Origin of the sequence: Winogradskyella sediminis (assembly GCF_003387355.1) — a bacterium.
Classification (GTDB): Bacteria; Bacteroidota; Bacteroidia; order Flavobacteriales; family Flavobacteriaceae; genus Winogradskyella; species Winogradskyella sediminis.
The window spans coordinates 504,906-517,390 of the sequence record NZ_QUNH01000002.1 but is presented as its reverse complement, the minus strand read 5'-3'; the positions used below and the strand labels follow the sequence as shown (position 1 = coordinate 517,390).

General features: G+C 33.5%; 13 protein-coding genes and 1 tRNA gene. 7 read left to right on the top strand and 7 right to left on the bottom strand.

Annotated elements, in window-relative coordinates; translation table 11 throughout:
* Positions 1-4 precede the first annotated feature (4 nt).
* From C8N41_RS09620 to C8N41_RS09600, 5 genes are all read left to right on the top strand, one after another.
* Positions 5-163 (top strand): DUF4177 domain-containing protein, encoded by a 159-nt coding sequence (locus tag C8N41_RS09620; RefSeq protein ID WP_115839104.1) that lies wholly within the window; start codon positions 5-7, stop codon positions 161-163.
* Positions 163-663: a hypothetical protein gene (locus C8N41_RS17060; RefSeq protein ID WP_211318191.1), complete on the top strand. Its 501-nt coding sequence runs from the start codon at positions 163-165 to the stop codon at positions 661-663. Before C8N41_RS09620 ends, C8N41_RS17060 begins: the two co-directional genes overlap by 1 nt.
* 10 nt (positions 664-673) lie before the next feature.
* Complete coding sequence (locus C8N41_RS09610) at positions 674-853, top strand: Arc family DNA-binding protein (protein WP_115839103.1); 180 nt, start codon at positions 674-676, stop codon at positions 851-853.
* A gap of 65 nt (positions 854-918) precedes the next feature.
* The gene (locus C8N41_RS09605) at positions 919-2,229 is read left to right on the top strand and encodes a DUF819 family protein (protein WP_115839102.1); all 1,311 of its coding nucleotides are present in this window, start codon (positions 919-921) and stop codon (positions 2,227-2,229) included.
* Positions 2,230-2,282: 53 nt separating this feature from the next.
* A complete protein-coding gene (locus C8N41_RS09600; protein ID WP_115839101.1) occupies positions 2,283-2,993 on the top strand; it encodes a DUF4369 domain-containing protein in 711 nt (236 codons plus the stop codon).
* Between the two features lie 91 nt (positions 2,994-3,084).
* Here C8N41_RS09600 and C8N41_RS09595 read toward each other — a convergent pair.
* The 5 genes from C8N41_RS09595 to idi all read right to left on the bottom strand — a co-directional run bounded on the left by C8N41_RS09595 (position 3,085) and on the right by idi (position 5,490).
* Positions 3,085-3,158: transfer RNA gene (locus tag C8N41_RS09595), tRNA-Thr, on the bottom strand.
* A gap of 69 nt (positions 3,159-3,227) precedes the next feature.
* Positions 3,228-3,497: a hypothetical protein gene (locus tag C8N41_RS09590; RefSeq protein WP_092446948.1), complete on the bottom strand. Its 270-nt coding sequence runs from the start codon at positions 3,495-3,497 to the stop codon at positions 3,228-3,230.
* A gap of 81 nt (positions 3,498-3,578) precedes the next feature.
* Positions 3,579-4,541 (bottom strand): type I phosphomannose isomerase catalytic subunit, encoded by a 963-nt coding sequence (locus C8N41_RS09585; protein WP_115839100.1) that lies wholly within the window; start codon positions 4,539-4,541, stop codon positions 3,579-3,581.
* Between the two features lie 14 nt (positions 4,542-4,555).
* Complete coding sequence (locus tag C8N41_RS09580; RefSeq protein WP_115839099.1) at positions 4,556-4,966, bottom strand: 6-pyruvoyl trahydropterin synthase family protein; 411 nt, start codon at positions 4,964-4,966, stop codon at positions 4,556-4,558.
* Entirely contained in the window at positions 4,966-5,490 is a 525-nt protein-coding gene (idi, locus tag C8N41_RS09575) for an isopentenyl-diphosphate Delta-isomerase (RefSeq protein ID WP_092446945.1), read from the bottom strand. Before idi ends, C8N41_RS09580 begins: the two co-directional genes overlap by 1 nt.
* A gap of 141 nt (positions 5,491-5,631) precedes the next feature.
* Here idi and C8N41_RS09570 point away from each other — a divergent pair, with 141 nt between their 5' ends.
* The gene (locus C8N41_RS09570) at positions 5,632-7,221 is read left to right on the top strand and encodes a peptide chain release factor 3 (protein ID WP_115839098.1); all 1,590 of its coding nucleotides are present in this window, start codon (positions 5,632-5,634) and stop codon (positions 7,219-7,221) included.
* 137 nt (positions 7,222-7,358) lie between these two features.
* Complete coding sequence (locus C8N41_RS09565) at positions 7,359-7,589, top strand: (4Fe-4S)-binding protein (protein ID WP_092446943.1); 231 nt, start codon at positions 7,359-7,361, stop codon at positions 7,587-7,589.
* Positions 7,590-7,707: 118 nt separating this feature from the next.
* Here C8N41_RS09565 and C8N41_RS09560 read toward each other — a convergent pair whose 3' ends face one another.
* Both C8N41_RS09560 and rpoC read right to left on the bottom strand, forming a co-directional pair.
* Positions 7,708-8,031: a DUF3467 domain-containing protein gene (locus C8N41_RS09560; RefSeq protein WP_092446942.1), complete on the bottom strand. Its 324-nt coding sequence runs from the start codon at positions 8,029-8,031 to the stop codon at positions 7,708-7,710.
* A 127-nt stretch (positions 8,032-8,158) separates the two neighbouring features.
* Complete coding sequence (gene rpoC, locus C8N41_RS09555) at positions 8,159-12,460, bottom strand: DNA-directed RNA polymerase subunit beta' (RefSeq protein ID WP_115839097.1); 4,302 nt, start codon at positions 12,458-12,460, stop codon at positions 8,159-8,161.
* Positions 12,461-12,485: the final 25 nt, after the last annotated feature.

Below are 12,485 nucleotides of genomic sequence, written 5' to 3'. Positions count from 1 at the left end.
AAACATGAAAGAATATAAAGTTATAACGCCAAGAATCGGTTTTAGAAACCGTATTAAGAATTTTGAAGATCTTCTCAATCAATATGCTAGAGAAGGCTGGGTTGTTAACCAAATTGCTGTCAATTGGTCTACTGTAGTGTTTGAACGTGATAAAAACAGGTAATGAGAATCTTTAAGGAAGAACAACGTTTTAATCAAGTATGGCTAATTGTAGTTTTACTCGTGTCAGCAATAGTTCCTATTTCCATTTATGTAAAGGACTATTTAGAAGACCCATCCGAAAATTCAACTTTAGAATTATTTACATTAATACCCATCGTATTATTAGCTACCGGATTCATTTTTTTCTTTAAACTTACAACGCGTATTGATAACATAGGGATTCATTATAAGTTTTTTCCGTTTCACTGGAATTTTAAAAGTATTCATTGGAACGAAATTGATACAGCCTATGTTAGAACCTATGATCCTTTAACAGACTACGGTGGCTGGGGAATAAAAGGTGGCATCCTGTGGAATAAATCTAAAGGAAGAGCAATTAATGTATCTGGTGATATCGGTATTCAAATCGTATTTAAAAATGGTAAAAAATTATTAATTGGTACACAGAAACAACATGAAGCTAAAAATGTATTAGCCACATATAAATCAAAGTTTAATTAATGAAATTATAATGTCTAAAAAGAAAGCATTTGCATTACGAATAAATGAAGAGATGCTGAAAGCCATTGAAAAATGGGCTTCAGATGAATTTCGCAGTACCAACGGCCAAATCGAATGGATGCTGATGCAAGTTCTAAAAGAGCATCATAGGCAACCGAAACCAAAAGATAAACCCTCTGATAAAAAGTGACCCGAAATGGTCGCTTTTTTTCGTTTTAAATTTTTGTATTTTGCGAGTTCTAAATAAACTAAACTATGGATAATACTCCGATTTTTACTGATGATACTATTGTATTTGGCCTCTTAATGCTTGCCTTAGGATTTGTATTTGTTACAGAATCCATTAAAACAGGATTTTGGCCAAAATTTTATAAAATAGTACCAGGATTGTTTATGGCTTACATGGTACCAGCAGTATTAACAACGACAGGTTTAATTTCTCCAGAATGGACAACAGTTTCAGACAATGGTGAAATTACGGAGCATAGTTCTAATCTTTATTATGTATCTAGCCGTTATTTATTACCAGCAGCTCTAGTACTAATGACTTTAAGTATTGACTTAAAGGGAGTATTTAATCTCGGATGGAAAGCCTTAGTCATGTTTTTTACAGGGACTTTAGGGATTGTTATCGGTGGACCTATTGCCATATTATTAATTTCAAGTGTATCGCCAGAAACAGTTGGAGGTGTTGGACCAGATGCCGTATGGAGAGGTCTTTCTACACTCGCCGGAAGTTGGATTGGAGGTGGCGCCAACCAAACCGCAATGTTAGAAATTTATGGTTACAACCAAGCCAAATATGGAGGAATGGTATTTGTAGATATCGTTGTGGCGAATATTTGGATGGCCATTATATTAATTGGTATAGGAAAACGAAATCGCATTAATAAATGGTTAAAGGCAGATACGGCTTCTATTGAAGCACTCAAAGAAAAAATGTCTACATTTTCTGAAAAAGTTAAACGAAATCCATCACTTACCGACATTATGATTATCTGTGCTATTGCTTTTGGTACTGTAAGTATTGCACATTTAAGCGCAAATTATTTAGCACCGTTATTTGAAGGTATCGTAGCCAGTATAGAATCACCTACCACTAGAAACATTTTTACATTTTTAGGCTCAAAATTTTTCTGGATGATTAGTATTGCTACCATTATAGCCATTTTGCTATCTTTTACTAAAGCCAAAAACTATGAAGGCGCTGGAGCTAGTAAATTTGGAAGTGTTTTTATTTACATTCTTGTGGCGAGTATTGGTATGAAAATGGATCTTACCATGATTTTTGATAACCTAGGTCTTATTGCCATTGGGATTGTATGGATGACCATTCATGCACTACTACTAATATTAGTAGCCAAATTAATTAAAGCTCCTTATTTCTTTCTGGCTGTGGGAAGTCAGGCAAACGTCGGTGGTGCAGCCTCTGCTCCTATTGTAGCGTCGGCATTTCATCCTTCACTTGCTACTGTTGGTGTCTTACTCGCTGTATTTGGTTATGCCGTTGGGACAATTGCTGCGATAGGTTGTACAATTTTAATGGAATTAGCAGCCATTAGTTAGTAAAAATTAAAACAATTATTAAGATATTTGCGCACCTAATTATTCAGCAAAACATGACAACATTAAACAAAGTATTTAGTCTCATCATTTTACTAACATTAACGGTATCATGTGGTAAAGGCAATGATGCCAATTTCACCTTAAAAGGACATATTAAAGGTTTAAAGAAGGGTATTGTTTACCTTCAAAAAGATGGTGACTCTAGTATAGTTGATTTAGATTCCATGTCGATAACAGGCCAACCAGAATTTACTTTACATACCAATATAGAAGAACCTATACTGCTTTATTTAAAACTTTTTAAAAATGATGGAGAAGAACATTACATTCCATTTTTCGCAGATAAAGGTGTTACTAAAATTAATACAACCTTAAAAAGTTTTAGTTATGATTCTGAAATCACAGGTTCTAAACATCAGGAGCTTTTAGAAGAATACCTCGGAGTGATGTCTAAATTTAATAGTCAAAATTTAGATATTATTGAAGCTAGTTTTATAGCGCAACAAAAGAATGACAGTATCGCGTTAGATTCTTTAGATAACTTATCTAATAATATTATAAAACGTAAATACGCGTACACTATTCAATTTGCCATGAATAATAAGGATAACGCGATAGCACCTTACTTAGCACTATACGAAGCACAGCATGCAAACCCAGTTTACATCGATTCTATATATAACAACCTTAGTTTAGAAGTTAAAAATTCACTTTACGGTAAAAAGCTAGGTGAAGTTATAGCCCGTAGAAAGTCTTCTGATTAATAAACACACTATTCGGTAGCTTATCGTTGTGCCTAAGAAAGTTTAAAATAAAAAATCCAATCATATAAGTGATTGGATTTTTACTTTTAAGAGCCGATGGAGGGACTCGAACCCACGACCTGCTGATTACAAATCAGCTGCTCTAGCCAGCTGAGCTACATCGGCAATAAATCGCTTACTTGTTTCTGTAAGCGAGCGCAAATTTAAAATAGATTTTCAAATTTGCAAACAAAATTATTTTAAATTATTAATTTTTTCAATTAAAGCTCTTCCTTTAGATTCTAAATCTGCATTAATAGCTTTAAAGTGAGCTTTCTTATTTTCAACACTTCTATCGTTAACACGTGCTATTAACTCATCGAATGTAGAAATTGCTTCATCTATAACCGCTTCACTTTCTTTTGTTGGCTTTTCTGCATTTGCTAGTTCCCAAACGTAAACTGCTTCAATGATATCTCCTAAAACGTAATTGATATCTTTTTTTAATTCTCTTTTATTTGCCATAATAATTATTTTTTTAATAACCGCAAAAGTACTAAATCCTTTTAGTTATTCGATTCTCCTTGTTAATTTTTATCTGAAGTTTTAAACGTAAACCTCTAAAAGTTTTCCGTAGTTAGATTTTAGTTTAAAATTTTTAAGACTTGCAGGTATTAATATCGTTTCTCCTTTAAAGATTTTATCACTTGTAGCGTTAGTAGAGACTTCAACCTCACCGTCTACACACATATATATCATAAAAGAATCGCGTGTATTATTAACTTCAATATCAGCATCTATTTCTATAAAATTGGTAGTAAAGAAAGGACAACTGACCATTTCATTAGAGGTATTTTTCTGCGTATTATAATCGACTCTAAAATCATTTTTCATTTCAAAATCAAAAGCATCAATAGCAATATCATTATGTAACTCACGTGCATTACCTTCATCATCAACACGATCCCAATCATAAACACGATACGTTACATCACTAGTTTGCTGAATTTCCGCTAATAAAACGCCAGCTCCAATGGCATGTACTCTACCTGCTTCAATAAAATAGGTGTCACCTTCTTTTACTTTATCAAAATTTAAAATTTCTGTAAGTGTATTGTTTTCAAGATGCTTTAAATAAGTGGCTTTATCAACCTCTCCTTTAAATCCAACGATTAAGTTCGCATCCTTATCTGCTTGCATTACATACCACATTTCTGTTTTACCAAAAGAATTGTGCCGTTTTTTTGCTAATTCATCATTAGGATGTAATTGAATACTGAGGTCTTGTTTGGCATCAATAAATTTAATCAGCAAAGGAAAAGCGTTACCAAAACGTTTCCAGTTTTTTTCACCTAAAAAATCAGCTTTATATTTATCTACTAAATCTTGAAGTGAATGTCCGGATAATTCTCCATTACTCACCACAGATATATCATTTGAAACGGTACTTACCTCCCAACTCTCACCTAAACTTTTAGAGTTAGAATTTTTATTAAAGTATTGATTTAACTTTTCTCCTCCCCAAATTTTATCTTTAAGAATGGGTTGAAATTTTAATGGATGTAGCATAGTAATATGTTTTTTTAATTCCCGGAATAACTAACAAAGTTACGAGGTGTTTCGTAAAGTGTTATTTCGAGGTGAAATTTAGGGTTAAGTTTTGGCTTAATTTTATTATAAATCACCACAGCAATATTTTCAGCTGTAGGATTAAGTTCTTTAAATTCTGGAACATCGAGATTTAAATTCTTATGATCAAAAGCATCCTCTACTTCAACTTTAATAATATCTTTTAAAGTCTTAATATCAACAACATAACCTGTTTCTGGGTCAATATCTCCCGTAACACTAGCTATTAATTCATAATTGTGTCCATGATAATTGGGATTATTACACAAACCAAAAACGGTTTCATTTTTTTCAAAACTCCAATCTTTTCTATAAAGCCTATGTGCGGCATTAAAATGTGCTTTCCTATGAACTGTAACTTGCATTATTGATTGACGTTTATAAATTCATAAAACTTTTCAAAAATGATCTTAAACCAAGCTGTGTAAAGCTGAGGATTTTTTTCAATATCAGACTCTACATCCTCTAAAGACATCCATTTCCAGCTTGCTACTTCTTCTGGGTTTATATTAGGATCCTCATTGTAATACCCAATCATAATATGATCGAATTCGTGCTCTGTTAATCCATTATCAAAAGGTGCTTTGTATATAAATGAAGTTTTTTCCTGGAGTTCAGTGACAAATCCCATTTCTTCTTGTAACCGACGTTTACCAGCTTCTAGATTACTCTCTCCATCACGCTGATGACTACAACATGTATTAGTCCACAACCCTGGAGTATGGTACTTATGCAATGCACGTTGCTGAAGCATTAATTCATTCTTATCATTAAATACAAATACCGAAAATGCGCGATGCAAAAGTGCTTTTTCATGCGCCTCCATTTTGGGCATTAATCCAATTTTAGTATCATTTTCATCTACTAAGATGACTTGTTCTTCTATCATAATGCTAAATTAACATCTTAAAATGATATAAAAGTGAAGTAATTCATAAAAAAATAAAAGGGCAATTTGTAAAAAGCGAATCTCAGATGTATTTTAATTGTATTTAATAATAGTATCTTCGCAGTCATTTTTAAGTGTATTATGAGTTTTATAAAAGAAATTAACAGACGACGAACTTTTGGAATTATTTCACACCCAGATGCTGGTAAAACGACCTTAACAGAAAAACTACTTTTATTTGGTGGTGCTATCCAAGAAGCTGGTGCTGTAAAAAGTAATAAGATAAAAAAAGGAGCAACCAGTGATTTTATGGAAATAGAGCGTCAGCGTGGAATCTCTGTAGCCACTTCTGTATTAGCTTTTGAATATAATGGTATTAAAATTAACATTTTAGATACGCCTGGTCACAAAGACTTTGCAGAAGACACTTTTAGAACTTTAACTGCAGTAGACAGTGTTATTGTTGTTATTGATGTTGCCAAAGGTGTTGAGGAGCAAACTGAAAAATTAGTAGAAGTCTGTAGAATGCGTAACATACCTATGATTGTATTCATTAACAAAATGGATAGAGAAGGGAAAGATGCATTTGATTTGTTAGATGAAATTGAACAGAAATTAGGACTCACGGTTGTGCCTTTAAGTTTTCCTATAGGCATGGGCTATGATTTTAAAGGTATTTATAATATCTGGGAAAAAAATATCAATTTATTTTCTGGCGATAATAGAAAAGATATTGAAGAAACCATTGAAATCTCCGATTTAGCCTCACCGGAGTTAGACAAATTAGTTGGAGAAAAAGCCGCAAACACATTACGCGAAGAAATTGAATTAGTAGATGGTATATATCCACACTTTAATAAAGAAGCGTATTTAGACGGACAGCAACAGTCCGTATTCTTTGGTTCGGCATTAAATAATTTTGGTGTACGAGAGTTGTTAGATTGTTTTGTAGAGATTGCTCCAAAACCGAGACCAAAACATAGTGAAGAGCGCTTAGTAAAACCAGAAGAGGAACAATTTAGTGGTTTTGTATTTAAAATACATGCCAATATGGATCCTAATCATCGAAACCGTTTAGCCTTTGTGAAAATTGTTTCAGGAGAATTTAAACGAAATACACCATACCTGCATGTTAGACATAATAAAAAGCTTAAATTCTCTAGTCCTAATGCCTTTTTTGCGGAAAAGAAAGAAATTGTAGACATATCATACCCAGGAGATATTGTGGGATTACAAGATACCGGAAGTTTTAAAATAGGTGATAGTTTAACTGAAGGTGAAATACTAAATTACAAAGGAGTACCAAGCTTCTCTCCTGAGCATTTTAGATATATTAATAACGCTGATCCTATGAAAGCCAAACAACTTTATAAAGGTATCGATCAATTAATGGATGAAGGAGTCGCGCAATTATTTACATTAGATTTAAATGGCAGAAAAGTCATTGGTACCGTTGGTGCTTTACAATATGAAGTAATTCAGTACAGATTAGAACATGAATATGGAGCAAAATGTACCTATGAAAACTTAAATGTACACAAAGCCTGTTGGGTTGAAGCTAAGGATAAAAAAAGTGAAGAATATAAAGAGTTTATACGCGTTAAACAGCGTTTCCTCGCAAGAGACAAACAAAACCAATTGGTATTTCTAGCGGATTCTATGTTTTCTTTGCAGATGACACAACAGAAATATCCGAGTATTACTTTTCACATGACTTCCGAATTTGAATAACACATTAACATAGTGCTGTAAACGTTAAAATAAAACGTATTTCGTCGAAGATTTTTGCTTTTTAACCTTGTATTAATTACGTTTACTTCACTAGAAATAGTATAAACTGAAGATTAACCCAAACTAATCTACTAATTATGGATAATAACGAAAACGTTTTCAGTAACGGCAAGATTACAGTAAGCTATACACCGCGATGTTGCACCAATGCAGGTTTCTGCGCCAAACAATTATCAAATGTATTTAGAAGTTCTGTAATCCCATGGATCGATCTAGACGGAGCACAAACGGACGTCATTATTAACCAGATTAACAAATGCCCTTCTGGTGCTTTAAAATATCGTCTAAATAAAAAAGAAGTCGCATAGTTTTTGAAAATTAGACCGAATAAAAAAACCTTTGAATGCATTATTCAAAGGTTTTTTTTGTGTTTCTAGCGTTGATAATAATTCAACTTATCATTTTATCATTTCTACAAACCACGTATTAAGCTTGACCTGTTGGTCCAAAATTCAGAGGAATTGGTGGTTGCTCATAATCTTTAATTTCACCATGAGCCTTTTCAAAACGCGATACGTTATCAGCTAAAGCTTTTAATAGACGCTTAGCATGCTGTGGAGTTAAAATGATTCGAGATTTTACCTTACTTTTTGGTGTTCCAGGCATAATGCTTACAAAATCTACGACAAATTCTGATACAGAATGGTTGATGATTGCCAAGTTAGAATAGATCCCTTCGGCTATTTTTTCGTCCAACTCGATATTAATTTGTCCTTTTTTATTATTCGGATTATTTTTTTCGTCTGCCATCGCAAATTTATTTACACTCCCTTGGTGAAGAGAGTCTGATTAATTATTATTTAAAATTTAAAAGCCTTCATGTAAAAATACAAGAAGGCTTTTAATTCATTAATTATTTTGAAAGAAAACTATAGAATTAATTAAAATTCATTTCTTCTTTAGCCTTCATCATTTCATTGAACTCTTCTCTAGAACCTACAATGATGTTTTCGTATTCTCTAACACCTGTACCTGCTGGAATTCTATGACCAACAATTACATTTTCTTTCAGTCCTTCAAGTGAATCTACTTTACCATTTACAGCCGCTTCGTTAAGTACTTTAGTCGTTTCTTGGAACGATGCCGCAGAAATAAATGACTTGGTCTGTAATGATGCTCTAGTAATACCTTGTAATATTGGAGTTGCAGTCGCAGGACTAGCATCTCTCGCAGTTACAAGATTTTTATCTTCTCTACGTAAGCTAGAGTTTTCATCTCTTAATTCTCTAACAGTTACTATTTGACCTGATTTTAAATTCTCAGAATCACCAGCATCTTCAATCACTTTCATACCGAAAATTTTATCGTTTTCTTCAATGAAATCTGATTTATGAACCAATTGGTTTTCTAAGAAGATAGTATCACCAGAATCAATAATTCTAACTTTACGCATCATTTGTCTTACGACAACTTCGAAGTGCTTATCATTAATTTTCACCCCTTGTAAACGATATACTTCTTGTACTTCATTTACTAAGTATTGCTGAACCGCAGAAGGGCCTTTAATATTAAGAATATCGTTTGGTGTAATAGAACCATCAGATAATGGCATACCAGCTTTTACATAATCGTTTTCTTGAACAAGAATTTGATTAGATAATTTTACTAAGTATTTCTTAACCTCACCTAGTTTAGACTCAATTATGATTTCTCGGTTACCACGCTTAATTTTACCGAAAGATACCACACCATCAATCTCACTAACTACAGCAGGATTAGAAGGATTACGTGCTTCAAATAACTCTGTTACACGAGGTAGACCACCTGTAATATCACCCGCTTTTGCAGATTTACGAGGTATCTTAACTAAAATCTTACCGATATCAATTTTATCACCATCGTCAATCATTATGTGTGCACCAACTGGTAAGTTGTAAGAACGTATAGTTTCACCTTCCTTATCAACAATTAATAAGGTTGGAATTAACTTTTTGTTTCTAGATTCTGAAATTACCTTCTCTTGGAAACCTGTCTGTTCATCAATTTCAACTTGGTAAGTTATACCTTGCTCAATGTTTTCATACTTCACTTGACCAGCAAATTCAGATATAATTACACCGTTATAAGGATCCCAAGAACAAACCACATCACCTTTTTTAAGTTTATCACCTGGTTTTACATAGATGAATGAACCATAAGGAATATTATTAGTACTTAATACAATACCTGTTTTAGCATCTAATAATTTTAATTCTGAAGTTCTAGAGATTACAACATCTACTTCGTTGCCTTCATTATCTTTAGATTTAACTGTTTTTAAATCTTCAATTTCTGCAATACCATCAAACTTAACAGTTAACTTGTTGTCCTCAGAAATGTTACCTGCAATACCACCTACGTGGAACGTACGTAAGGTTAACTGTGTACCAGGTTCTCCAATGGACTGGGCAGCCACTACACCTACAGCTTCACCTCTTTGCACCATTTTACCAGTAGCAAGGTTACGACCATAACATTTAACACAAATTCCTTTTTTAGCTTCACATGTTAATGGTGAACGAACTTCAATAGACTCTAGTGGAGAATCACCAATTTTCTTAGCAATGACATCATCGATATGACCACCTGCTTCAACTAATAATTCTTCTGTTAAAGGATCATATACGTCATTGAGAGATGTTCTACCTACAATTCTGTTCTCTAAGCTTTCAACAATCTCTTCGTTTTTCTTAAGTGCAGAAACTTCAATACCTCTTAATGTACCACAATCTTCTTCATATACAATTACATCTTGTGACACATCTACCAGACGACGTGTTAAATAACCTGCATCGGCAGTTTTAAGAGCCGTATCCGCAAGTCCTTTACGTGCACCGTGCGTAGAGATAAAGTATTCTAAAATTGAAAGTCCTTCTTTAAAGTTAGAAAGAATTGGATTTTCAATAATCTCACCTCCACCTGCATTAGATTTTTTAGGCTTAGCCATTAATCCACGCATACCAGTTAACTGACGAATCTGTTCTTTAGATCCACGAGCACCAGAATCAAGCATCATAAATACCGAGTTAAATCCTTGTTGATCTTCACGAATACGCTTCATAGACAATTCTGTCAATTCAGCATTTGTAGACGTCCAGATATCAATAACTTGGTTATAACGTTCGTTGTTAGTAATAAGTCCCATATTATAGTTACCCATAATACCATCGACTTGTTTATTTGCTGAATCAATCATCCCTTGCTTTTCTGCTGGAATAATGATATCACCTAAACTAAATGACAATCCACCTTGGAATGCGAACTTATATCCTAAAGTTTTAATTTCATCAAGGAAATCAGCCGTTTCTGGTACACTAGTTTTCTTAAGAATACCATGAATAATTTCTCTTAAAGACTTTTTAGTTAAAACTTCATTTATATAACCTGCAGCCTTTGGTACTTTTTCGTTGAAAAGTACACGTCCTACAGTTGTTTCTATAATCTGTGTAGTTAACTCTCCTTCTTCATTAAAGTCTGTTGTTCTAACTTTAATTCCGGCATTTAAATCTACTTTCTTTTCGTTGTAAGCAATGTTTACTTCCTCTGGAGAGTAGAAGGTTAAACCTTCTCCTTTAACTGTATAATTTTCATCCGTTTTACGCAACTTGGTCATATAATATAAACCAAGTACCATATCTTGAGAAGGTACAGTTACTGGCGAACCATTAGCTGGATTCAATATATTATGTGAAGCCAACATTAGAAGTTGACATTCTAGAATTGCTTCTGGTCCTAATGGTAAATGCACCGCCATTTGGTCACCATCGAAATCGGCATTAAAAGCCGTACACACTAAAGGGTGTAACTGAATTGCTTTACCTTCAATAAGCTTAGGTTGGAATGCTTGAATACCAAGTCTGTGTAAGGTAGGAGCACGGTTTAAAAGTACTGGATGTCCTTTTAAAACATTCTCTAAGATATCCCAAACTACAGGCTCTTTTCTGTCTATAATTTTCTTTGCAGATTTTACAGTTTTTACAATTCCTCTTTCAATTAGTTTTCTAATTACAAAAGGTTTGTAAAGCTCTGCAGCCATATCTTTTGGTAGACCACATTCAAATAATTTCAATTCTGGTCCTACAACAATTACAGAACGTGCAGAATAATCAACACGCTTACCAAGTAAGTTTTGACGGAAACGACCTTGCTTACCTTTAAGTGAATCTGATAACGATTTTAACGGTCTGTTAGAATCTGTTTTTACAGCAGATGATTTACGCGTGTTATCAAACAATGAATCTACAGATTCTTGTAACATACGTTTTTCATTACGCAAAATTACTTCTGGTGCTTTTATTTCAACAAGTCGCTTAAGACGATTGTTACGGATAATTACACGACGGTATAAATCATTTAAATCTGAAGTTGCAAAACGACCACCATCTAAAGGTACTAGAGGTCTTAATTCTGGTGGAATTACAGGCACAGCCTTCATAATCATCCACTCAGGTCTGTTTTCTCTATTTAAATTTGAGTCTCTAAATGCTTCAACAACTTGTAAACGTTTTAACGCTTCAGTTTTACGTTGTTTAGAAGTTTCGTTATTGGCTTTGTGTCTTAAATCGTAAGATAATTGATCTAAGTCAATACGAGCTAATAAATCGATAAGACATTCAGCTCCCATCTTAGCGATGAATTTATTAGGATCTGAATCGTCTAAATATTGGTTTTCTTTTTCAAGAGATTCTAAAATTGTAAGATATTCTTCTTCTGTTAAGAAATCCATTTTTTGAACTGGTTCACCTTCTGCATTAATGGCAGCACCTGGTTGAATAACCACATAACGCTCATAATAGATAATCATATCTAATTTCTTAGATGGTAATCCAAGAAGGTATCCAATTTTATTTGGTAACGAACGGAAATACCAGATATGAGCTACTGGCACAACTAAGTTGATATGCCCAACACGATCTCTACGTACTTTCTTTTCTGTTACTTCTACACCACAACGGTCACAAACAATACCTTTGTAACGAATTCTTTTATATTTCCCACAAGCACATTCAAAATCCTTTACAGGACCAAAAATACGCTCACAGAACAAACCATCTCTTTCTGGTTTGTGTGTTCGATAATTAATAGTTTCTGGCTTTAATACCTCACCTCGAGATGCTCCTAAAACAGACTCAGGTGATGCTAAACCAATAGAAATTTTATTAAATTTCTGTACTGTATTCTTATCTTGTCTTCTTGCCATGTTATTTTTAGTATTCAGTCTCAGT